The organism is Devosia alba, assembly GCF_039938915.1.
Classification (GTDB): domain Bacteria; phylum Pseudomonadota; class Alphaproteobacteria; order Rhizobiales; family Devosiaceae; genus Devosia; species Devosia alba.
In genome coordinates this window covers 47,230-69,657 of sequence record NZ_JBDUUI010000006.1, presented here as the reverse complement: position 1 = coordinate 69,657, position 22,428 = coordinate 47,230, and the positions used below count along the sequence as shown (strand labels likewise).

The 22,428-nt window shown below is 63.7% G+C and carries 24 protein-coding genes and 1 tRNA gene; 17 read left to right on the top strand and 8 right to left on the bottom strand.

What is annotated here, in order from left to right; translation table 11 throughout:
- Positions 1 to 110: 110 nt before the first annotated feature.
- On the top strand, positions 111 to 1,781 hold the full coding sequence (locus ABFY71_RS10565) for a glycoside hydrolase family 3 protein (RefSeq protein WP_347945950.1): 1,671 nt from the start codon (positions 111 to 113) through the stop codon (positions 1,779 to 1,781).
- A gap of 84 nt (positions 1,782 to 1,865) precedes the next feature.
- Here ABFY71_RS10565 and ABFY71_RS10560 read toward each other — a convergent pair whose 3' ends face one another.
- Positions 1,866 to 2,657, bottom strand: a complete 792-nt coding sequence (locus ABFY71_RS10560) for a phytanoyl-CoA dioxygenase family protein (protein WP_347945949.1) — start codon at positions 2,655 to 2,657, stop codon at positions 1,866 to 1,868.
- A 200-nt stretch (positions 2,658 to 2,857) separates the two neighbouring features.
- A complete protein-coding gene (locus tag ABFY71_RS10555; RefSeq protein WP_347945948.1) occupies positions 2,858 to 3,895 on the bottom strand; it encodes an aldo/keto reductase in 1,038 nt (345 codons plus the stop codon).
- An 82-nt stretch (positions 3,896 to 3,977) separates the two neighbouring features.
- On the opposite strand from ABFY71_RS10555, the gene trhO reads away from it, so the two are divergent.
- From trhO to ABFY71_RS10530, 5 genes are all read left to right on the top strand, one after another.
- The gene (gene trhO / locus ABFY71_RS10550) at positions 3,978 to 5,003 is read left to right on the top strand and encodes an oxygen-dependent tRNA uridine(34) hydroxylase TrhO (RefSeq protein WP_347945947.1); all 1,026 of its coding nucleotides are present in this window, start codon (positions 3,978 to 3,980) and stop codon (positions 5,001 to 5,003) included.
- Entirely contained in the window at positions 5,000 to 5,614 is a 615-nt protein-coding gene (gene tsaB, locus ABFY71_RS10545; protein WP_347945946.1) for a tRNA (adenosine(37)-N6)-threonylcarbamoyltransferase complex dimerization subunit type 1 TsaB, read from the top strand. The genes trhO and tsaB overlap by 4 nt, the downstream gene beginning before the upstream one ends.
- A complete protein-coding gene (rimI, locus tag ABFY71_RS10540) occupies positions 5,611 to 6,090 on the top strand; it encodes a ribosomal protein S18-alanine N-acetyltransferase (protein ID WP_305576776.1) in 480 nt (159 codons plus the stop codon). The genes tsaB and rimI overlap by 4 nt, the downstream gene beginning before the upstream one ends.
- A 9-nt stretch (positions 6,091 to 6,099) precedes the next feature.
- Positions 6,100 to 6,567 (top strand): Fur family transcriptional regulator, encoded by a 468-nt coding sequence (locus ABFY71_RS10535; protein ID WP_305576778.1) that lies wholly within the window; start codon positions 6,100 to 6,102, stop codon positions 6,565 to 6,567.
- A 123-nt stretch (positions 6,568 to 6,690) separates the two neighbouring features.
- Positions 6,691 to 6,933, top strand: coding sequence for a hypothetical protein (locus tag ABFY71_RS10530; protein ID WP_305576780.1), 243 nt, complete (start codon positions 6,691 to 6,693; stop codon positions 6,931 to 6,933).
- On the opposite strand, the gene ABFY71_RS10525 is transcribed toward ABFY71_RS10530, so the two are convergent.
- From ABFY71_RS10525 to ABFY71_RS10500, 6 genes are all read right to left on the bottom strand, one after another.
- On the bottom strand, positions 6,930 to 7,184 hold the full coding sequence (locus ABFY71_RS10525) for a hypothetical protein (RefSeq protein ID WP_305576782.1): 255 nt from the start codon (positions 7,182 to 7,184) through the stop codon (positions 6,930 to 6,932). The two genes, ABFY71_RS10530 and ABFY71_RS10525, sit on opposite strands and share 4 nt — an antisense overlap.
- Before the next feature lie 115 nt (positions 7,185 to 7,299).
- Entirely contained in the window at positions 7,300 to 8,610 is a 1,311-nt protein-coding gene (pncB, locus tag ABFY71_RS10520) for a nicotinate phosphoribosyltransferase (protein ID WP_347945945.1), read from the bottom strand.
- Between the two features lie 90 nt (positions 8,611 to 8,700).
- Positions 8,701 to 9,666, bottom strand: a complete 966-nt coding sequence (locus ABFY71_RS10515) for a DUF4917 family protein (RefSeq protein WP_347945944.1) — start codon at positions 9,664 to 9,666, stop codon at positions 8,701 to 8,703.
- 220 nt (positions 9,667 to 9,886) lie between these two features.
- Positions 9,887 to 11,032: a winged helix-turn-helix domain-containing protein gene (locus ABFY71_RS10510; protein ID WP_347945943.1), complete on the bottom strand. Its 1,146-nt coding sequence runs from the start codon at positions 11,030 to 11,032 to the stop codon at positions 9,887 to 9,889.
- Positions 11,033 to 11,303: 271 nt separating this feature from the next.
- Positions 11,304 to 11,379 (bottom strand) — tRNA-Ala (locus tag ABFY71_RS10505).
- 140 nt (positions 11,380 to 11,519) lie between these two features.
- A complete protein-coding gene (locus tag ABFY71_RS10500; protein ID WP_347945942.1) occupies positions 11,520 to 11,921 on the bottom strand; it encodes a TIGR02300 family protein in 402 nt (133 codons plus the stop codon).
- Positions 11,922 to 12,087: 166 nt separating this feature from the next.
- Between ABFY71_RS10500 and ABFY71_RS10495 the strand changes: the two genes are divergently transcribed.
- The 11 genes from ABFY71_RS10495 to accD all read left to right on the top strand — a co-directional run bounded on the left by ABFY71_RS10495 (position 12,088) and on the right by accD (position 22,351).
- Complete coding sequence (locus ABFY71_RS10495; protein ID WP_347945941.1) at positions 12,088 to 13,431, top strand: 3-phosphoshikimate 1-carboxyvinyltransferase; 1,344 nt, start codon at positions 12,088 to 12,090, stop codon at positions 13,429 to 13,431.
- Between the two features lie 3 nt (positions 13,432 to 13,434).
- Entirely contained in the window at positions 13,435 to 14,076 is a 642-nt protein-coding gene (locus ABFY71_RS10490) for a (d)CMP kinase (protein ID WP_347945940.1), read from the top strand.
- 183 nt (positions 14,077 to 14,259) lie between these two features.
- Positions 14,260 to 15,963: a 30S ribosomal protein S1 gene (rpsA, locus tag ABFY71_RS10485; protein ID WP_347945938.1), complete on the top strand. Its 1,704-nt coding sequence runs from the start codon at positions 14,260 to 14,262 to the stop codon at positions 15,961 to 15,963.
- Between the two features lie 81 nt (positions 15,964 to 16,044).
- Positions 16,045 to 16,557 carry a GNAT family N-acetyltransferase gene (locus ABFY71_RS10480; protein ID WP_347945937.1) on the top strand — a complete coding sequence of 171 codons (513 nt, stop codon included), beginning with the start codon at positions 16,045 to 16,047 and terminating at the stop codon, positions 16,555 to 16,557.
- A gap of 70 nt (positions 16,558 to 16,627) precedes the next feature.
- Positions 16,628 to 17,584: a signal peptide peptidase SppA gene (gene sppA, locus ABFY71_RS10475; protein ID WP_305576800.1), complete on the top strand. Its 957-nt coding sequence runs from the start codon at positions 16,628 to 16,630 to the stop codon at positions 17,582 to 17,584.
- Between the two features lie 37 nt (positions 17,585 to 17,621).
- Positions 17,622 to 17,903 (top strand): integration host factor subunit beta, encoded by a 282-nt coding sequence (locus tag ABFY71_RS10470; RefSeq protein WP_305576802.1) that lies wholly within the window; start codon positions 17,622 to 17,624, stop codon positions 17,901 to 17,903.
- A 31-nt stretch (positions 17,904 to 17,934) separates the two neighbouring features.
- On the top strand, positions 17,935 to 18,294 hold the full coding sequence (locus ABFY71_RS10465; RefSeq protein WP_305576804.1) for a LapA family protein: 360 nt from the start codon (positions 17,935 to 17,937) through the stop codon (positions 18,292 to 18,294).
- 8 nt (positions 18,295 to 18,302) lie between these two features.
- The gene (locus ABFY71_RS10460) at positions 18,303 to 18,950 is read left to right on the top strand and encodes a phosphoribosylanthranilate isomerase (RefSeq protein ID WP_305576806.1); all 648 of its coding nucleotides are present in this window, start codon (positions 18,303 to 18,305) and stop codon (positions 18,948 to 18,950) included.
- A gap of 163 nt (positions 18,951 to 19,113) precedes the next feature.
- Positions 19,114 to 20,334, top strand: a complete 1,221-nt coding sequence (trpB, locus tag ABFY71_RS10455; protein WP_347945936.1) for a tryptophan synthase subunit beta — start codon at positions 19,114 to 19,116, stop codon at positions 20,332 to 20,334.
- Positions 20,331 to 21,155, top strand: a complete 825-nt coding sequence (gene trpA, locus ABFY71_RS10450; RefSeq protein ID WP_347945935.1) for a tryptophan synthase subunit alpha — start codon at positions 20,331 to 20,333, stop codon at positions 21,153 to 21,155. Before trpB ends, trpA begins: the two co-directional genes overlap by 4 nt.
- Before the next feature lie 215 nt (positions 21,156 to 21,370).
- Positions 21,371 to 22,351, top strand: a complete 981-nt coding sequence (gene accD, locus ABFY71_RS10445) for an acetyl-CoA carboxylase, carboxyltransferase subunit beta (protein ID WP_347945934.1) — start codon at positions 21,371 to 21,373, stop codon at positions 22,349 to 22,351.
- The last annotated feature ends 77 nt before the right edge of the window (positions 22,352 to 22,428 follow it).

Below are 22,428 nucleotides of genomic sequence, written 5' to 3'. Positions count from 1 at the left end.
GCGGTGTTTTCGTTTGCCCTGACAACAGCCTGCGCGGCGTGCGAGTTCCCCCCCAGGGGCACATCTGCTAAGCCTTTTGCCACATAAGAAGACTTCAGGGAGCAAGCCCCATGGCGCCCATCGATCTCGCAGCCGCCCCGTTCCATCTCGATGACGACGCCATGGCCTGGGTCCACACCACCAGGGACAGCTTCAGTCCACGCGACAAGCTGGCCCAGCTGTTTGTGCTGCTGGCGCGCGGCACCCCCCAGCAAGCCGCCGAACAGGTCCGCAGCTTCAAGCCCGGTGGCATCACCCGTATCTATTCCGCCGACCTGGCCTCCGAAATCGCCCTGGCCCGCGAACTGGCTGAACTCAGCGCCGTGCCGCTGCTGGTCAGTGCCGATCTCGAGGGCAGCCGCATGAGCCTGCCACTGGGCACCAGCGTGCCCAATCCGCTCGGTCTGGCCGCTGTTGATGATCTGGAAGCCACCACTGCCATCGCCACCCTGATGGCGCGCGAAGCGGCGGCTGTCGGCCTCAACTGGAGTTTTACCCCGGTCATCGACCTCAACATTGCCTGGCGCAGCGCCATTGTCGGCACCCGCTCCTTTGGCAGCGATATCGACAAGGTCGAGCGCCACGCGCTGGCCCAGATCGCCGCCTTCCAGGCCAATGGCATTGCCGCCACCGTCAAGCACTGGCCCGGTGAAGGCTATGATGATCGCGACCAGCATCTGGTCACCACCGTCAATCCACTGTCCATGAGCGATTGGGAGGCCAGCTTTGGCCGGCTCTACCGCAAGGCCATCGCGGCCGGGGTGATGAGTGTGATGAGTGCCCACATCGCCTTTCCCGCCTATGCGCTGGCGCTCGATCCCGATGCCGGTGCCGAAGCCTGGCGCCCCGCCTCGCTCAGCCGCATTCTCAATGAGGATCTGCTGCGCCGCGAGCTGGGCTTTAATGGCCTGATTGTCTCTGACGCCACCGCCATGGCCGGAATGGGCGATTGGGGCCCGCGCGACCAGACCCTGCCCGAACTGGTCATCGCCGGCTGCGATGTCATCCTGTTCTCCGACGACCCCAATGCCGACCTGATGCGGCTGGTCAAAGCCGTTGCCGATGGCCGTCTGAGCCAGGACCGCGTTGACGAGGCCGTTACCCGCGTGCTCGCCCTCAAGGCCGCCCAGGGCCTGCACCGGCCCCGCCCGCTGCTTGAACTGGAGGCAGCCCGCCCGCAGGTGACCAGCGAGGCACACCAGGCCACCGCGACCGCCGTCACGGCCCGCGTCCCCACCCTGGTCAAGGACACCAACAAGCTGCTGCCGCTCTCACCGTCCCGGCACCACCGCGTGCTGGTGTATTCCGGCGGCGCCATCGTGCCCTTCGTGCCCGAGCCGCTGCCGCTCAGCGTGCCGATGCGGCTTGAGGAGGAGGGCTTTGCCGTCACCGTCTTCACCCCCGGCATGGCGGTCAATCCCAGGGATTTTGATCTGGTGCTCTATCTCTTCGCCGAAGAGACCACTCTGGGGCGCAGCCGGATCTTCCTTGATTGGGTCAAGCTCACCGGCTCCACCTTGGGCGGCATGACCCGCTACTGGCACGACGTGCCCACGCTGATGATCTCGTTCGGCTATCCCTATTATCTCTACGATGCGCCGCGCGTGCCCGCCTATATCAACGCCTATGGTTCGAGCGAAGCCCTGCAGGCGGCGGTGGTCGAGGCCATTATGGGCCGCACGCCCTTCACCGGCACCAGCCCCGTCGACCCCTTTGTCGGCAGCGACCAGGGCAAATACTGATCATTCTGCTTCCATAGGCACGGTCCCATCCCGGCCACCACGCACCCCTCCCCACCAGGGGAGGGGTGCGCGCGGGGCGCCGGGCTAGAACGTCAGGCCACAGGCCTGGCGAATGGCGCGTTGCACCGGCGATGGCGGCAGGGCGGGGTCGAATTCGCCGCGCGGCAGCAATGGCGGTTGCGCCATGAAGCGCGGCTGGGTTCCCCGATGCGGCTGGGCCGCATGAACGAGGAAGGGGTGGCACAGATAGACTGTTCCGGCCCGTCCGGTCGCCAGGGCGTCCGGGCAGGACGCCGTCGAGGCGAAGCCATCGGCAGCCAGTTCGCCCAGCGTCAGGCCACTCTCGCCAAAGGGCAGCAGCCGGCGGGCGATGGTGAGGTGCGATCCCTTGCGCACCCTGGTGGGGGCATTATCGGGGCCAATGTCGGAAAACAGGAACAGCATGAGCAAGGCGCGCCCCGCGCTTTTCACGTTGACCCGCCATTGCATGCAGTCGGGATTTTCCAGGCCGAAGCTGGCATCGACATGCCAGCCCGCATCGCCCGGCTCCTCGGTGGCGGGAAAGCGCACCGGAAAGGTGCCCAGCCCATTGGGCCTCAGCCAGCGTCCCGCCCCGGCCAGGGCGTCATAGGCCTGATGCAGCTGCGGCGTGTTGGCAGCGTCGACAAAGGGAGGCCCCGCCATGAAGCCCAGGCGGACAACCGGGCGCGTCCAGGTCTCGGGCGCATCGGGCGACAGCCCCATGGCGCGCCAGAGTACGTGCCGTCCCGCCCGGGCGAGCTCGGCATCGAAGGCCGCTTCGAGCTTTAGATAGCCATGTTCAATGAAGTGATCGAGCTGAGCCGTGCTCAGTCCGCAATGAGAAGCATCCGACATTCAGGAATTCTCCGCACAGCGGCCTCTGCGGGGCGCTGTCAACAAGCTGAGCGGCACTGGCGTGCCGCGACGAAACGGGTCGTCAGCTCAGAGCGGGAAGAATGTGGACTGGAACACCATGGGCGAAATTTAGTAGACCGCGCGTGGCGGCGCAATCGCCGGGCGGGGTAACCCGCCCCCCTTGAGGGGCGGGCCGACGCTCAGCGCAGCCAGCCGGAGGGGCGGGGGTGGAGTTCCATCTGGCCATCCTTGGTGGCGGCGTCGATGGCGGCGATTTCCTCGGGCGACAGCGCCAGATTGTTGAGCACGCCCAGATTGTCCTTGAGCTGATCGAGATTGCGCACGCCGATCAGGGCCGAGGTCATTTCCGGCCGGCGCAGCACCCAGCTCAGCGCCAGCTGCACCATGGTCTGGCCGCGGGATTTGGCGATCTCGCCGAGCTTGTCGACAGCGGCCAGCACGCGCGGCTCGATATGGCTGGCGCGCAGGCTGCCATTGGGGTTTTCGCCGCGGGTGCCGGATTTGTCGCCGCGGTTGTATTTGCCCGACAGCACGCCCTGGGCGAGCGGGGAGAAGGCGATGACGCCAATGCCCAGATCGCCGCAGGTGTCGAGGGTACGGTCGTTCTCGATCCAGCGATTGATCATGGAATAGGAGGGCTGGTGAATGGTGGTGGCGACGCCCATCTCTTTCAGAATGCGATAGGCCTCGCGGGTTTCGGCCTCGGGATAGCTGGAAATGCCGACATAGAGCGCCTTGCCGCTGCGCACCGCATGGGCCAGCGCGCCCATGGTTTCCTCGAGCGGGGTATGGGGGTCAAAGCGGTGCGAATAGAAGATATCGACATAGTCGAGGCCCATGCGCTGGAGCGACTGATCCAGACTGGCCAGCAGATATTTGCGGCTGCCGAATTCGCCATAGGGGCCCGGCCACATATTGTAGCCGGCCTTGGTGGAGACGATCATCTCGTCGCGATAGGGGCGGAAATCGCGGGCCATCACCTGGCCGAACAGCTCTTCGGATGAGCCGGGCGGGGGGCCGTAATTATTGGCCAGGTCGAAATGGGTAATGCCCTGGTCGAAGGCATAGCCGAGGATTTCCATGGCCGAAGGATAGTCCCGCGTGCCGCCGAAATTCTGCCACAGGCCCAGGCTGATCACCGGCAGTTTGAGGCCCGAGCGGCCGGAGTGGCGGTATTGCATGGTGTCATAGCGTGCCGTATCGGCCCGATAGGTCATGGTAGGCTCCGTGTCATGTTCTGATTTGGCCGCGCGGGCGGGCAATGGTATGAGCGGGCAAACAACCCGCCGAAAAAGTCACATGACCCGTAATCTGCCCCAAGACGCACTGCCATACAAGGTGATGGCGATCTATAAATTCGCTGACCTGCCCGATGCCGCCCAGTTGCAGCCGGCGCTGGCCGAACTGTGCGCCGCACAGGCGATCAAGGGCACGCTGATCCTGGCGCCCGAGGGCATCAATGGTACGGTGGCCGGCACGGCGGCGGCGATCGACGCGCTGGCGGATTTCCTGTTGCACAATGGACCGTTCGGGCAGCGCCTGCAGGGGGCGGAAGTGAAATATTCGGCCGCCAGCACCATGCCGTTCCTGCGCCTCAAGGTGCGGCTGAAAAGCGAGATCGTGACGCTGCGGGCGCCGCAGGCCAATCCGGCCAGGGCGGTGGGCACCTATGTCGAGCCGGCCGACTGGAACGGGCTGATCGAGCGCAATGATGTGGTGCTGGTCGATACGCGCAATGATTACGAGGTCGGGCTGGGGACTTTCCAACGGGCGCTGGACCCCAAGACCCAGCATTTCACCCAGTTCAAGGACTATGTCGCCACCCATCTCGACCCGAGCCGGGACAAGAAGGTGGCAATGTTCTGCACTGGCGGCATTCGCTGCGAAAAGGCCTCGAGCTATCTGCTGAGCCAGGGGTTCGAGGAGGTGTTTCACCTCAAGGGCGGGATTTTGAAATATCTCGAAGTGGTGCCAGAGGCCGAGAGCCGGTTTGCCGGGGAGTGCTTTGTTTTCGACGAGCGCGTGGCGGTGGGCCATGGGCTGGTCGAGGGCGAGGCCACCTTGTGCCGCGCCTGCCGGCATCCGCTGACGCCGGCGGACCGGGCCGACAAGGCCTACGTGGAGGGGATAAGCTGCCCCTATTGCGCCCAGGACACCGCCAGGCACGCCGCGGCGCAGGAGCGGCAGAAACAGATGGCGCTGGCCGCGCGGCGCGGCGCGGCGCATCTGGGCGATGGCGCGGTGCAGGCGGCAGCTGATGCCCGGGCCCGCAAGCGGGCCGAGGCCGAGGCGTCGCGGGCGCGCAACGCGGCTGCCAGGCCATGAACCCGACTCAGGGGCCGGTGCTGGCGATTGATACGGCGGCGCCCCGGCTGCAGCTGGCGCTGTTGCTGGCCGATGGCCGGGTGGATGAGTCGGTGGAAGACATGGCGACCGGCCAGGCCGAGGCGATCTTCGGGCGGATTGCCCAATTGCTGGCGCGCAACAAGCTGGGCTACCCCGATCTCGACCGGGTGGTGACCACCACCGGGCCGGGCTCGTTCACCGGGCTGCGCATCGGGCTGAGCGCGGCGCGCGGCATCGGGCTGGCGCGGGGCATACCGGTGATCGGGGTGCCGAGCCTTTTGGCGCTGTCGCTGAGCGTGGCAGGGCCCTCCACCGTGCTGCTCGATGCGCGGCGCGGCGAGGCCTATTTCCAGATTTTTGCCGGGGCCGGCATGGCGGTGACGGCGCCCGATCTGCTGCCCATGGCGCTGGCACAGGCGGCGACACCGCCCGAAACCACGCTGATTTCCACGCCCTTTGTCGATGTGGCGCTGCTGGCGCAATATGGCGCCACGGCTGATCCCGCGACCCACCCGCCCGAGGCGGCCTATGTGCGCGACGCCGATGCCAAGCCGCAGACGGCCGGCCGGGTGGAAAGAAGCGCCACGTGATCAAGCTGTGGATGGCCCCGGGGGGCCTGCATATCGAGCCGGGGCAGACCAGGGATGCCGATGAGCTGGCGCGCATCCATGCCAAGGGGTTTTACCGCGGCTGGCCGAGCGCTGAATTTGCCAGCTTTTTGAGCGAGCGCGATACGCCGGTCTATGTGGCCTGCGATGCCAAGCGGCGAATTGCCGGGTTTGCGCTGGTGCGCATCGCTGCCGATGAAGCCGAATTGCTGACCATTGCGGTGGACCCCAAATGGCGCGGCAAGGGCCTGGGCCGGGCGCTGCTGCAGGCCGCCTTTGCCGATCTGCTGACCAGTCCGGCCAGGCGGATGTTTCTTGAGGTCAGCGAAGAGAATGCGGCGGCGATCAAGCTCTATCAGCGGCTGGGTTTTACCACTATTGCCCAGCGCCAGGGCTATTACCCCCGGGCCGATGGCTCGGCGGCCACGGCGCTTGTCATGGCCACCGATCTTGGATAGGCCGGTGCCATGACAGATCCGGTCGGGAGCCGTGATGTGAGCAAGAGCCAGACCGAGCCAACGCTGGAAGAAGCCTGCGTCGCCAAAGGCATGCGCATGACCGAACAGCGTCGCGTGATTGCCCGGGTGATTGAATCGGCTGCTGACCACCCCGATGTGGAAGAACTCTATCACCGCGCTTCGGCGATTGATGACCGCATCTCGCTGTCGACAGTGTATCGCACGGTGAATCTGTTCGAAGAGGCGGGCCTGGTCACCAAGCACGACTTCAAGGACGGGCGGGCGCGGTTCGAGCTGATCCCGGACGAGCATCATGACCATCTGATCGATATTCGCAGCGGCGCGGTCATCGAATTCCGCAATGAGGAAATCGAGGCGATCCAGGAGGTCATTGCCAAGCGGCTGGGCTACCGGCTGGTCGACCACCGGCTCGAGCTCTATGCGGTGCCCCTGACCAGCGGCAAGGACAAGGCGTAGGCCGGTCCGGGCCCTTGCCGGCCCGATTGATTGCAATTTTAGCGGGTAAGCCTAACGCCGGATTCGGCTTGGGCGTTAACGTCTCGTTAGCTAAGTCTGGCTCCTGCACTGAAGGAGACGGCAATGGTCTGGCAGGTTCTGGCAATGTGGGCGGTGGTGCTGACCACCATCATCTGGTTTGTGCGCGATGAACGCCGGCTGCGCGCCCATGCCGCCCTGGCGCGGTCGGCGCGCTACTATGCCCATGCCCCCAAATACCGGCATCAACCGAGCCGGGCCGTGCTGCCGCCACCGCCCAGGCTTGCCCGAGGCGGGCTGAGCGAAACGCAGCGGGCATTCCTCAAGGCGCTGGCGCAGAAGGCCTAATCGTCCGTACCCATGGATTTCTTCATGCGGGCGACGATTTCTGCGGCCTTGAGCAGCAGCGCCATATCGACATCGGCGGGCGGCGTATCAGGGGCGACATTGGCCCAGACGGCAATGGACAGCTCATGGGTCTGCGCATGCCCGTCCAGCACCTCGCTGAGCACAGCGCGGACGTGACCGGTCACGCGACCGGCAAGCCGAGGATGGGACTGTTTGTCCCGCACAGCGATATCGATAAGTTCAAAGGTCATACCGGCCCCGAGGGACCCCCAACGCAGTGGCACGCGTGGAGTATCCCGAGCTCTTAACGCACGGTGCGGGCTGGTTGTTCCGCTGCGGTGCTTTATTGAAGGAATGGCGCCTAGATCACACCTTGACGGCGTATTCAACCCGCCCGGACTCGCCAAAAAGCCGGATATAGCGTGCGATTTCCTCGGGCGTGCCGGTGGCCTTGGCCGGATTGTCGGATAGCTTGACCACGGGGCGTCCATTCGCTTCGCTGACCTTGGCAACGATGGAAATTGGTTCCAGTCCGGGGTTTGGCCCATCGGGTTCGCAGCCCGCAAAGTCATTGGTCAGGTTGGTGCCCCAGCCAAAAGCCATGCGTACCTTGCCGTCAAAATGCAGATAGGCCTCCTCGATCATGTCGACGTCGAGCCCATCGGAAAAAATCAGTAATTTTTCGCGCGGATCGCGACCGCGACTTTTCCACCACGAAATGATGCGCTCGCCCCCGGCAATGGCCGGCGCGCTGTCGGGCCGGAAGCCGGTCCAGTCGGCCACCCAGTCGGGCGCATGCTCGAGAAACGAGTCGGTGCCAAAGGCATCGGGCAGCACGATCTTGAGATTGCCGCCATAATAGCGCTCCCAATCGGTCAGCACCTGATAGGGCGAGGCCAGCAGCGCCTCGTCACTGGACGCCAGCGCCGCCAGCACCATGGGCAGCTCATGGGCATTGGTGCCCAGCGCCTCCAGGTCGGTGTCCATGGCCAGCTTGACGTTGGAGGTGCCGGTGAAATTGTCGCCAATGCCCTCCTTGAGCGCATCGACGCACCAGCGCTGCCACAGGAAGGAATGCCGCCGCCTGGTGCCGAAATCGGAAATACGCAGATCAGGCAGCTTTTGCAGCCGCTCGACCTTTTCCCACATCTTGGCCTTGGCGCGGGCATAGAGCACATCGAGGGTAAAGGGGCCATAATGCTTGAGGGCGGCCCGGCTGCGCAGCTCGTTGATGATGGCGAGCGCGGGGATTTCCCACATCGAGGTTTCCATCCACAGGCCGGGGAATTCGAGCACGAACTGGCCGTCGCGGCGCTCAAGCGTGTAGTCGGGCAGGCGGAAATCCTCGAGCCATTTGAGAAAGGCCGGCGAAAAGATCTGCTTGGAGCCATAAAAACTGTTGCCCGCCAGCCAGATCATTTCCTTTTTGGTGAAACGCAGTTCGCGCACGTGATCGAGCTGGGCGCGCAGCTCGTCAATGTCGATCTCGTCGGCCAGCCGCACCGATTTGGTGCGGTTGATCAGCGAGAAGGTGGCGTTGACGCCGGGATACAGCCCCCAGATCATCTGCAGCATCAGCAGCTTGTAGAAATCGGTATCGAGCAGGCTGCGCACGATCGGATCGAGCTTCCAGGTGTGGTTGTACACCCGGCGGGCCATGTCTGTGAAAGTTGCCATTGTCGTTCCCCGTTCGCGGCGAGGCTTGTACCGCGCAGGGGTGGCAATGGGAAGGCCGGGGGCGGGCGGATTGCGTTCCCATGTCGGGATCTAGGCGTCAGCCCAAAGATCTGCGCTGGCAGCATCATAGAACGTGAAGTCAATACTTCTTCCTCCTAGTTCCTTATGCCTAGCTAGCTGCCCCCTAAAGACCCTAATTTTTTCTTCGGTTGGCTTATACACTCCGAAATAGACCTTTTTTACACCTGAGCTGAAAATTGCGCGATAGATGTGAGCGTCATTGTCGTCTGCGCTGTGACCATATACGAAAAGGTGGCTAGCAGTGTTCGAAAGCAACTCGTCGTAACAATGACGAAGATATCCGACTGAATTTATCTTCAGCATCTTGGCGTTTGATGATCCCTCAGCGACGTAAACAGGTAAGCGCTTTCGTTCTACAATCGTCTTCGTAATTGTAGCAATTACGCCGTCTCCGCCGTTGAGCGCCTTAATCACGTCGCCCCTATCATCTTGGAACAGGTGAAGGCCCCCATGCAGATTGTAGATGTCGCACCAAGCATCTTCATAGAATGGTCCTTTGAAGTTGTCCGCGTCGGTGCCTTTCCCGAAGCCGTCACTCAGATGCCTGCTCTCTAGGTTCACCCAGTACAGCAGTAAGTCATAGTTGAGAGTGAAGACCTTCTTGAAATTGCTCAGGAACGAAGCCCCGCTTTCATAGTATGCAGCCAACTCGTCCCGATGTGCCGGGTGAGTAGTTCTGACCGCGTTTACTAGGGCCTCTCGAACCTTTTGTGCGTCCGTTACGAGCTCATTTGAATGCACAGCATTCCCATATGCCATCTCGACGATAGCCGCCTGCTCGAGTGAGTGTACAACGGCCTCAAAATCCACGGTCTCCAAAGCATCAAACAGCGAACGCAAATCCGACCCTTCTTCGAGGCCAGATTTAGAAAGGAGTGTAGAATAAGATGTGTATTTTGAAGAAAACCCATTTCCGATCAGCAGTGCACGATCTTCGTCCGCAGTTTGCTCAATAGCTTCACTAAATGAAATCAATATTTTCTCCAAAACCAAAAATCTATAATCTAAAGTACGGATATTGGAAGCGCCGATAAAAACGATATATTGATAATATCGGCACCGTGTGTAGAAATTATTGACGAATTCGCTAATCGTGACCGGATGGTCGGCTCAGAAGATAGTCTGTCCGTAGAACGCTGTGTATCAGCAACTATGACTGCTGAGAAAAGAGCACTCAGCCAGCCTCCGTTGCCCCTCAATCCCCCAATTGAAACCGCTCGAACCGTCCCAGCGCTTCATCCACCGCGGCCCGGCCCTCGGCCCCGACATCAGCCAGCCAGGTCTCTTGCCGGATCAGCAGCTTGCCGGCGCTGCGGTCGGTCTTGAGGTCGAGGGCGGCGACGATATTGTCGCCCAGCAGCACCGGCAGGGCGAAATAGCCGTAGCGGCGCTTTTCGGCCGGCAGATAGGCTTCAAACAGATGCTCATAGCCAAAAAAGCGCTTGAGCCGCTTGCGCTGGATGACCAGCGGATCGAACGGGGAGAGGATGTGCACCAGCCCCGGCGGGATGCTGGCGGGGGCCTCGAGCGTTTCCGGCGCGGCCCAATGGAGGGTCTGGTCCGGCCCGGCCAGGGTCAGCGGCACCAGCTTTCTGGCGCGGACACGGCTGTCGATCAGCGCCTTGACCATGGGCTTGCTGGGCGCGTCGAGGTGGCAGATGGAATCCAGACTGACCACACCCTGGCTGCGCAGGGCGCGATCGAGCTTATAGGCAATGATCTGGCGGGCGGTGGCCGGCTTCGGCCTGCCGGTCCAGCCGAAATGGCGCGCCATCAGATCATAGCTCTTGAGCATGCCCTGACGCGCCGCGACGGTGACATGGCCCTGGTAGAACAGCATTTCGAGCACGCGCTTGGATGGCTTGCGGCTGGCCCAGGGATGATCCTTGTCGACCAGCCGGTCGTCGCCGATATCGCGCATCGACAGCGGCCCCTCGCGGCGCAGGCGGGCCAGCATGGCTCTGGACTCGGCGGGGGTGACCGAACCGAACCAGCGGCTGACGCCATTGCGCTGGGCCTGCATGGCCGGCAGGAAGAACGCCAGGTCGGCGCTGGGCACGTAGCTGAGCGCGTGGGTCCAGTATTCGAACACCGATTTGTCGGCGGACTGGGCCGCGACCAGATCGGCGCGGCGATAGGCCGGGATGCGCGAGAACAGCATGTGATGGTGGCAGCGCTCGATGACATTGATGGTGTCGATCTGCACATAGCCCAGATGGGCGATAGCGGCGCGCACCGCCTCGGGGCCGCTGCCGAACGGCGCGGCGCCGTCGAGACGCTGCGCGGCAATCCAGATCTGGCGGGCGCGGGCGGGGTCGAGAACGAGCGGGGCTTTGGCCAAGGGCGGTATCCGAATCCGGTTGGAAGTGGAGCGTCACCCTGGCCCGCCGGCCCGTCAATCCATGGCAGCAGGGCCAATCCACGGGGCGCCTTTTTTATGCTATGCTGTCCGGGCTGGGGCGGATGAGCGCGCAACATCCAGTAGCCACCGCGCAAGCCAATGCCGGAGATGGGTTTTTCACCGCGCCCTGCGCCGGAAAGTGCCTTGAGTCGACGTTCAATGTTAACAGTCTGCTAACATCTGGACGCAACAGGACATGAAAAGTGAAAATTGGTGGAGCCTAGCGGGATCGAACCGCTGACCTCTTGCATGCCATGCAAGCGCTCTCCCAGCTGAGCTAAGGCCCCATTATTTGGGTCTTTGGAGGACAATTGCCTTCCAAATCGAGGCGGAACCTATTGGATGATCCCGGCCCTTGCAAGTGCCTAAATGACACTTTTTGATTCAACCGGCCGGGTGACCCAGCCGGTTGAAAAATCACATGAAATCAGGGCTCGTCGTCGGTATTGACGTCAAAGCCGAGCGCGTCGTCTTCGCCTTCGTCTTCTTCGAGGAAGGTGTCGGCGTCATCTTCGCCCAGTTCTTCATCGACTTCGACGTCGTCGGTCTCGGGAATGTCGTCGCCCGATTCTTCGGCGTCGGCTTCCTCGAGCGAAACGATCTCGGGCGCGGCGACGTCTTCAATCTCGTCGTCGAGCTCGTCGTCAATCGGCTTGACGGGCTTGGGCTTGGCGGGCGCCGCCTTGGGCGTCACCGCAGCCTGCTCGAAAAAGGCGCGCGGATAGCTCTTGCCGGTATAGGGCGAGACAACCGGATCGAGGTTGAGATCGTAGAACTTTTTACCCGTATCAGGGTCGGTCCGCTTGGTGCCGCGGTCGGAACTGGCCATCGATGTTCCTCGTGGATGGGGTTTGGTGGGCGGTTTCGCCCCGTGTTTGGTCAGTCCGGTTATGAGCAAAGCAGGCCCCTGTCAAACCGAAAATGTGGAGAGCAGCTTCCCGGGCCGACGGGGTGATGGCAATCACGGGGCTGACCGTGTTAAGTCCGGGCGCGTCATGACCGATTTGCCAGCCAGTTCCGCCCCGCTCACCGCCCACGGTGCCGATCCGCTCAGCGGCCGCTTTGCGACGCCCGGCGACCCCGCCATCTCGCTGCGCGCCGTGCTGCTGGCGGCGCTGACCGTGGGCACCAGCAGCTTCACCAGATTGCGCCTGTCCGCCGATGTGCAGCGCTGTATTGCCGGGCTGCGCCAGCTGGGCGTCAGCATCGAGACCAGCGGGCCGCAGACGCAGGTGACCGGGCTGGGCGTGGCCGGGCTGCTCAAGCCCGAGGCGCCGCTGCAGGCGGGGCCATCGGCCACCAGCCTGGCCATGCTGCTGGGGCTGCTGGCGCCCTATGGCTTTGCCACCGCATTGCGCGCCGATCCGGCCGTGGGCAAGGGCATCGACCCTGAACTGCTTGAGGGCCTGACCGCCATCGGCGCGCGCCTCGAGCGGCGGGGCAAGAGCGGCTTGACCCTGCATGGCGCCTGCCTGCCCTTGCCGCTGCAGCTCAATCTGGTGACCCCCGCCGAAGCCACCAAGACCGCGCTGCTGCTGGCCGGGCTGCAACTGGCCGGCGACAGCCAGCTGCACCAGGCCATGGTCGCGCGCGACCATACCGAAAAGCTGCTGGCCGCCTTTGGCGCCGATATCACGGTGACGCCCGATGCCGATGACGGCGGCGGCGTGACGATTCGGCTGGCAGGCCTGCCCGAGCTCACGCCACAGGCCATCAGCGTGCCGGGCGATCCCTCGGCGGCGGCCTTCGCGATTGTGGCGGCGCTGATCATCAAGGGATCGGACGTGGTGGTGGAAAACGTGCTGATCAATCCGCTGCGCACCGGGCTGATCGACACGCTGCTGGAAATGGGCGGCAATATCCAGTTTCTCAACCAGCGCGAGACCGCCGGCGAGCACATCGCCGATCTGCGGGTGCGCTCCAGCTGGCTCAAGGGGGTGCGGGTGGACCAGCGCCACCTCGAGAGCATGCGCGACGATATGGCGATGCTGGCGGTGGCCGCCGCCTTTGCCGAGGGCGAGACGGTGATCCACACCGGCGCTGCCGCGTCCAATGGCGACCCCTGGGAGCGGCTGTCGGCGGGGCTGCGGGCCAACAAGGTCAAACTGCGCCAGGAGCCCGGCAGCCTCAGCATTGTCGGCGACGGCAAGGTGGCCGGTGGCGGCAAGGTCGACTGCCAGGACGACCCGGTCATGGCGATGAGTTTTGCCGTGCTGGGCCTGGCCAGCCGCCATAAGGTGACAATCGAGAACGTGGGCCCAATGGCGGACAGCTTCCCCGATTTCGTGGCCGCCATGACCGCCCTGGGCGGCCGATTTCCCCCAAGCAAGGGACGCTGAGCGATGATTATTGCCGTGGACGGACCGGCCGCATCAGGCAAGGGCACGCTGGCCGCAGGGCTGGCGCGACACTATCAATTGCCGCATCTGGACACCGGGCTGCTGTATCGCGCGGTGGGCTGGGCGCTGCGGGACGAGCCCGACGGGCCGGACTTCGAGGCCAAGGCGATCGCTGCGGCGCAAAGGCTCGACGCGGCCCATCTGGGCAATCTGGAGGCGCTGACCAGCGCCAATACCGGGATCTTGGCGTCCCGCGTCGCGGTGATTGGCGAGGTTCGCGTGGCGATGCGCCAATATCAGCGCGAATTTGCCCGCCAGCCGGGCGGGGCGGTGCTGGACGGGCGCGATATCGGCACGGTGATCTGCCCGGACGCCGATGCGAAGCTGTTCATTGTTGCCGACAGCAAGGTGCGCATGGAGCGCCGGGCGCGGCAGCTCGAACTGCGCGGCCTGCCGGTTGACCGCTACGCCCTCTATCACCAGATCGAAGAGCGCGACGCACGCGACATGGCCAATCCCCATGGCGGCTTTTACAAAGCTGACGACGCGCACTTGCTCGATACGACGCTTCTCGATATAGAGGCATCACTCCGCGCAGCCATCGCGATTGTCGATGGGACCATGGCGCGCAAGGCAGGGCTGTAAAGCTCAAATCCAACCTTGTGCGAACCGGCCCCGGCCATCAGCCTCAGCGAAGCAAGCGGACCGATATCAGATTCATCGCCATTCCCGAATGGCCCCGTGTGCCGGCTGCTGAGCAAGGTTCAGCAGGCGGGTTCCATTTCTGGCGATGCTCACCCCCAACCACCGGCACAACGGAGAAGATATTTGGCACAGCAAACTGTGACGAAAGAAGATTTTGAATCGCTGTTGATGGATTCGTTCGTTGATAACGAGCCGCTAGAAGGTTCGGTTGTCAAAGGCACCGTCGTCGCGATCGAAAAGGACCTGGCGATCATCGACGTCGGTCTGAAGACCGAAGGCCGCATTCCGCTCAAGGAATTCGGCGCCGCCGGCCGTGACGGCCTGATCGTTGTTGGCTCGATCGTCGAGGTCTATGTTGACCGCGTCGAAAACGCTGCCGGCGAAGCCGTTCTGAGCCGCGAGAAGGCCCGTCGTGAAGAGAGCTGGGTCAAGCTCGAAGTCATGTACAACAACAACGAGCGCGTTGAAGGCACCATCTTCAACCAGGTCAAGGGCGGTTTCACCGTCGACCTCGAAGGCGCCGTTGCCTTCCTGCCGCGTTCGCAGGTCGATATTCGCCCGATCCGCGATATCGCGCCGCTGATGAACGTGCCGCAGCCGTTCCAGATTCTGAAGATGGACAAACGTCGCGGCAATATCGTCGTCTCGCGTCGTGCCATTCTCGAAGAGTCGCGCGCCGAACAGCGTTCGGAAATCGTGCAGCAGCTCGAAGAGGGCCAGGTTGTCGACGGCGTGGTCAAGAACATCACCGATTACGGTGCCTTTGTCGATCTCGGCGGCATTGACGGCCTGCTTCACGTCACCGACATCGCATGGCGTCGGGTGAACCATCCTTCCGAAGTGCTCACGATCGGCGAGACCATCAAGGTCCAGATCGTCCGCATCAACCACGAGAGCCATCGTATCTCGCTGGGCATGAAGCAGCTGCAGGCTGATCCATGGGAAGGCATCGAAGCCAAGTATCCGATCGAGGCCAAGTTCACCGGTCGCGTCACCAACATCACCGACTACGGTGCCTTTGTTGAGCTGGAGCCAGGCATTGAAGGCCTGATCCACGTGTCCGAGATGAGCTGGACCAAGAAGAACGTCCACCCCGGCAAGATCGTTTCGACCTCCCAGGAAGTCGAAGTTGTCGTGCTCGAGGTCGATCCGGACAAGCGTCGCATTTCGCTCGGTCTCAAGCAGACCCTGGCCAATCCGTGGGAAAGCTTCGCCGAGAAGTTCCCCGTGGGCGCTGTCATCGAAGGCGAAGTCAAGAACAAGACCGAATTCGGCCTGTTCATTGGCCTCGACGGCGATGTCGACGGCATGGTCCACCTCTCCGATCTCGATTGGCAGAAGTCAGGCGAAATCGCTCTGGAAGACTACAACCGCGGTGACATGGTTTCGGCCAAGGTCCTCGATGTTGACGTCGAGAAGGAACGCATCAGCCTGGGCATCAAGCAGCTGTCGACCGGCGAAGTCGCCGACACTGCCGGCACCGAAGGCGGCATCCGCAAGGGTTCGATCGTCACCGGTACCGTCACCGAGGTCAACGATGGCGGCATCGAAGTCCGTCTCGCCGACAGCGAAATGACTGCCTTCATCCGCCGTGCCGACCTCAGCCGCGATCGCAACGATCAGCGTCCTGAGCGCTTCAGCAAGGGCGAAAAGGTTGACGCCCGCGTCACCCAGTATGATCGCAAGACCCAGCGCATCCAGCTCTCGATCAAGGCGCTCGAAATCGCCGAAGAAAAAGAAGCTGTTGCCAATTACGGTTCGTCCGCTTCGGGCGCATCGCTGGGCGACATCCTGGGCGCTGCCCTCAAGGATCGCGAAAAGGAATAGGTCTTGTAAGCTGCACAAGCTTACCTGCAAAACCTTGGGCCCGCGCTTCACAGCGCGGGCCTTTTGCTTTCTAACAATCCCATGAGCAACACGATCCATTGGCGCCCGCTGACGCCGTCTGACCTGCCGGCAGTTGAAGCCATCGCCGCGATCGTGCATCCGGGCTTTCCCGAGGATGCGGCCGTGTTTGCCGAACGGCAGAGCCTTTATCCGGACGGCACGCGGCTGCTCGAGCTGGATGGCGTTCCGGCGGGCTATGTGCTGAGCCATCCCTGGCACTTCAAGCAATTGCCGGCGCTCAATGCGCTGCTGGGCGCGGTGCCCGAGCCCGCCGACACCTATTACATTCATGATCTGGCGCTGCTCAACAAGGCGCGCGGCACCGGGGCGGCGGCCAGGATTGTCGGCGAGATCCAGCGCCATGCGCGCGCGCACGGCTTTGCCAATATGAGCCTGGTGGCGGTCAATGACTCGCTGCCGTTCTGGCACAAGCATGGCTTTCGCGCGCTGAGCCCTTCTGTGCTATCACCGGAGCTGCTGGCCAAGCTGGCCAGCTATGAGGCGGCGGCCCGCTTCATGGTCAAGACATTCTGACGCGTCGCGCGGTCTTGCCAAAGCCCGACAGTCGCCGTACCGGACGGCAATGCCCAAGAGCGAGGCCCCGATGACTGACCCAAATCCAGCTGCCCCAGCCAGCGATCCGCATGGCGTGATCGCCGCCGAGACCTTCCGCAAGTCGCGCGGCCTGTGGCGGATACTGGCGTTCATGGCCCTGGCCATTGCCGTCATTGTCGGGGTGGGGCGCTTTGCCCTGCCCGAAGCTGGCAGCGGCGATTACGTGGCGCGGCTGGTCGTGGATGGCGCCATTGCCTCCGATCCGGACCGGCTGGCCGCCATGACGGCGCTGGCCGAGGACGATGCGGTCAAGGCGGTGATCATTGCGATCAACTCGCCGGGCGGCACCACGGCGGGCGGCGAGGAATTGTACGAGGCGCTGGGGCAGTTGCGCGCCGCCAAACCGACAGTGGCGGTGATCAAGGAACTGGGGGCCTCGGCCGCCTATATGACGGCAATCGGCACGGACCGCATCTTTGCGCGTCGGCTGTCGATCGTGGGCTCGATCGGCGTGCTGTATCAGCACGTCAATGCCGGCAAGCTGCTCGACACGATCGGGGTGGATCTGGACAAGGTCGCCTCGGGCCCGCTCAAGGCCGAGCCGGACGTCAACGAGCCGCTGAGCGGGGCGCCGCGCGCCTCGATTGCGGCACTGGTCGATGACAGCTTTCAGTGGTTCGTCGATATTGTCGCCGAACGCCGCGGCCTGAGCCGGAGCCAGACCCTGGCGCTGGCCGACGGGCGCATCGTGACGGGGCGGATTGGCCTCGAAAGCGGGCTGATCGATGAAATCGGCGGCGAGCTTGAAGCCATGGCGTGGCTGGAAGCGAGCCATGACGTGGCCGCCGATCTGGATATCAGGACCATCTGGCCCCGGCCAGACCAGGGCTTTGACCTGATCGGCACCTTTTTGAACGGCCAGGCCCGCAGCATGCTCGGATTGCCGCAGGGCCCTATCACGCTTGACGGGCTGGTCTCGCTTTGGCAGGTTGGAGCCGCCTCATAAATCTGTTGGGGCGGCAGCCTGCCAAGTGGAGCCTGGGATGATCAAGTCGGAACTTGTCGAGAAGCTTGCGGCGGAAAATCCTCATCTGTTCCAGCGCGATATCGAGAACATCGTCAATGCGATCCTCGATGAGATCGGCGAGGCCCTGGCGCGCGGTGATCGCGTCGAACTGCGCGGCTTTGGCGCCTTCTCGGTGAAGAACCGGCCGGCCCGGATCGGGCGCAATCCGCGTACCGGCGAGCAGGTGGATGTGGGCGAGAAATATGTGCCGCAGTTCAAGGCTGGCAAGGAAATTCGCGAGCGGCTCAACCGTTCGTAACGGGGCCAGGGCTCCATAGGCACGCAAGGCAATGGTCAATAAAATCGTCGGTTGGTTGATACTGGTGCCGATCTGCCTGGGCCTGGTGGTGTTCGCCCTGGCGAACCGGCACTTCGTGGTGGTCAATTTCAATCCTTTCGCTCCCGGTGACGGCGCCGCCATGCCCGGTTATGGCGTGCCGATGTTTGTGGTGCTCTATATGGTGCTGCTGGTGGGTGTGCTGGCCGGTGGCATTGCCACCTGGTTTGCGCAAAGCCACCATCGCCGCGGCGAAAAACACTGGCGCCGCGAGGCCCAAACCCTTACTGGCGAGCTGGAAACCCTGCGCAAGACCCCGCGCAGCCCGTCCAGCGGCGCTGCCGATGTCGACGATCTCTTGGAGCTGCGCTGAGCACCCCTATGGCCGACCCCCTGATCATCAAGATTTGCGGCATCAAGACCCCTGACGTTCTGGAGACGGCAATCGCAGCCGGCACCGATATGGTGGGCTTCCTGCATTTCCCGCGCTCGCCGCGCCATGCCAGCGTCGATACCATTGCCGATTTGATTTCCCAGGCGCGCGGACGGGTGCAGACCTGCGTGGTGCTGGTCAATCCGGACAATAGCACGGTGGCCGAATTTGCCGCGCTGGGCCCGGACTGGATCCAGTTGCATGGCCCCGAAACCCCGCATCGGGTGGAGGCCATCCGCGCCGAGGCGGGCGTTGAAATCATCAAGGCGCTGCCGATCGGCTCGGCCGAAGATGTCGGCCATGTCAGCGATTTCCATGAGGTGGCCGACCGGCTGCTGCTCGACGCCAAGCCGCCCAAGGGGGCCGACCGCCCCGGCGGGCTGGGCGATACCTTCGACTGGGCCCTGCTCAAGGCGCTTGACCCGTCCATCCCCTTCATGCTTTCGGGGGGGCTGACGCCAGAGACTGTCGCTGACGCCGTCAGGACCGTGCGCCCCTTCGGGCTGGACGTGTCGTCGGGGGTCGAGAGCGCACCCGGGGTCAAGGACAAACGGCTGATCGAAGCGTTCATCCAAAACGCCCGCGCCGCCGTATAAGTCTTTCTTCTCCCTCCCCCCTGCGGGGAGGGTGGCCCCGACGGGGTCGGATGGGGTATTCCGTCATCCGGCTCGCTTGGCCCACCCCCACCCTTGGCGCTGCGCGCCGTCCCGCCCCACAAGGGGGAGGGAGACGCAGGCGCCGGAGCATTTTGAGGCTGACGTGGACACCACCGGAAAAAATTCCCTGCGCAATGGTCCGGACGACCAGGGGCGCTTCGGCATCTTTGGCGGCCGCTTTGTCGCCGAAACCCTGATGCCGCTGATCCTGGATCTCGAAGCCCATTATCGGGCGGCGCAGAACGATCCGGCGTTCAAGGCCGAGCTGGACAATCTCTCCACCCATTATGCCGGGCGCCCGAGCCCGCTCTACTATGCCGAGCGGCTGACCCAGCATCTGGGCGGGGCCAAGGTGTGGTTCAAGCGCGAAGAGCTCAACCATACCGGCAGTCACAAGATCAATAATTGCCTGGGCCAGATCCTCCTGGCCAGGCGCATGGGCAAGACCCGGGTGATCGCGGAAACCGGCGCCGGCCAGCATGGCGTGGCCACGGCCACCGTCTGCGCCAAGTTCGATCTGCCCTGCACCATTTTCATGGGCGCCACCGACGTCGAGCGGCAAATGCCCAATGTCTTGCGCATGAAGATGCTGGGCGCCGAAGTGCGCGCGGTGACCGCGGGCGCCGGCACGCTCAAGGACGCCATGAACGAGGCGCTGCGCGACTGGGTGACCAATGTCGACAGCACCTATTACCTGATCGGCACGGCGGCGGGCCCGCACCCCTATCCCGAAATGGTGCGCGACTTCCAGAGCGTGATCGGCACCGAGATCAAGCAGCAGTTTGCCGAGGCTGAAGGCGGACTGCCGGACGCCGTGGTGGCCTGCGTCGGCGGTGGCAGCAATGCCATTGGCGCCTTCCATGCCTTTCTCGACGACAGCGACGTCAGTCTCTATGGCGCCGAAGCGGGCGGGCACGGCATCGATGTCGAAAACGGCCACGCCGCCAGCATGACCGGCGGCCGCCCCGGCGTGCTGCATGGCAACCGCACCTATCTGCTGCAGGACGGCGACGGGCAGATCCTGGAGGGCCATTCGATTTCGGCGGGGCTCGACTATCCCGGCGTCGGCCCCGAGCATTCCTTCCTGCATGACAGCAAGCGGGTGACCTATGCGCCCATCACCGACGATGAGGCGCTGGCAGCTTTTCAGCTGTGCACCAGGCTCGAAGGCATCATCCCGGCGCTGGAAAGCGCCCATGGGCTGGCGCAGTTGATGAAGATCGCGCCGACCATGGGCAAGGAGCAGTCAATCGTGCTGTGCCTGTCGGGGCGCGGCGACAAGGACGTCGAGAGCGTCGGCAAATATCTGGGGCTGCTCAAATGACCACACGCATCGACACGCGGTTTGCCGCGCTCAAGGCTGAAGGCCGCCCGGCGCTGGTGACCTTCATCATGGCGGGCGACCCCGATCTGGCCACCGGCCAGGCCATTCTGGAGGCGCTGCCACAGGCGGGGGCCGACATTATCGAGCTGGGCATGCCGTTCTCCGATCCGATGGCCGATGGCGTCGCCATCCAGCTGGGCGGACAGCGGGCGCTGGCGGCCGGGCAGACGCTGCGCGGCGTGCTCGGCATGGTGGAGGATTTCCGCCGCAAGGACGAGACCACCCCGATCGTGCTGATGGGCTACTACAACCCGATCTACAGTTTCGGCGTGCCGGCCTTTGTCACTGCGGCCAAGGATGCCGGGGTCGACGGGCTGATCATTGTCGATCTGCCGCCCGAGGAAGATGACGAATTGTGCCTGCCCGCGATGGCCGCCGGGCTCAACTTCATCCGGCTAACCACGCCGACCACCGACGACAAGCGTCTGCCGGCGGTGCTCAGGAACACCTCGGGCTTTGTCTATTATGTGTCGATGACCGGCGTCACCGGCGCGGCGATCAAGTCGCGCGGTGCGGTGGGTGAAGCGGTGGACCGCATCAAGCGCCACACCGACCTGCCGGTAGCGGTGGGTTTCGGCATCAAGACGGCCGAGGATGCTGCCGATATCGGCAAGCATGCCGATGGCATCGTGGTGGGCACGGTGCTGGTCGATGCGGTGGCCCGCTCGCTGGTCGATGGCAAGGCCGGCCCCACCACGGTGAGCGCGGTGCGCGAGCTGGTGGCCGATATCTTTGCCGGGGTGAAGCGGGCGCGGGGCTAACCCCAACCCGACCTCCTCCTGGAGGGGAGGGACAGACCCTGCATCCGGCACGATCGCGCCCCGCCAGCCAAACGGTCCCTCTCCCTCCAGGGGGAGGTTAGGTGGGGGTCTGTGCACAGGCACCACGGCACCCTTTGCCCTCCTGCCCTCACCCTGATAAGAAATGCCACAATTTCAAGCTTAGGTGACACCTGTGTCACCACGCGAGGCCCGCCATGAACTGGATCGATAACTTCGTCCGCCCCAAAATCCGCTCCATTCTGGGCGACAGGTCGCAGATTGCCGAGAATTTGTGGGTCAAGGATCCCGAGTCCGGCGAGATGGTGTTCTATCGCGATCTCGAAGCCAATCAGTGGGTGGTGCCCAATTCGGGCTACCACATGAAGATCAAGCCGGCTGACCGGCTGAAGACATTCTTTGACGACGGCGCCTACAAGCTGGTGCAACTGCCCAGCGTGCCGCTCGATCCGCTGAAATTCCGCGACCAGAAGCGCTATACCGACCGCCTCAAGGAGAGCCGGGCCAAGACCGGCTATGACGATGCCGTGCTGGTGGCGACCGGCAAGCTGTTCGAGCGCGCCATTACCGTGGCGGTGCAGGATTTCGATTTCATGGGCGGCTCGCTCGGCATGGCGGCCGGCCAGGGCATCATTACCGGGCTGGAGACTGCAGCCAATAGCAAGACGCCATTCGTGCTGTTCGTCGCTTCGGGCGGCGCGCGCATGCAGGAAGGCGTGCTCAGCCTGATGCAGATGCCGCGCACCACCGTGGCCGTGCTGCGGCTGCGCGAGGCCGGGCTGCCGTTCTTTGTGGTGTTCACCGATCCGACCACGGGCGGCGTCACCGCCTCCTACGCCATGCTGGGCGATGTGCATATTGCCGAACCCGGCGCGCGCATCGGCTTTGCCGGCGCCCGGGTGATCGAGCAGACCATTCGCGAGAAGCTGCCCAAGGGCTTCCAGCGCTCCGAATACCTCTATGAACACGGCATGGTGGACATGGTGGTGCATCGCCACGACCTGCGCTCCACCATCGGCTCGCTTGCCGCCATCCTGACCCGGAACGATGCGCCCGACGCCCTGGCCAGTACCGCCGTGACCACTGTCGCCCGCAGCACGATGCGCGACGCCGCCGTGGCGGCCGAGGGCGAAGATGGCGATCTGGATACCCCGCCGCAGGCAGCCCATGCCGAATAGCGGGCCTGCCCCGCTTTAGACGGTCAGGACATGAAGGACGCCACGGGCGTCCCTCCACTGTCTTCCAGCCCATCAGC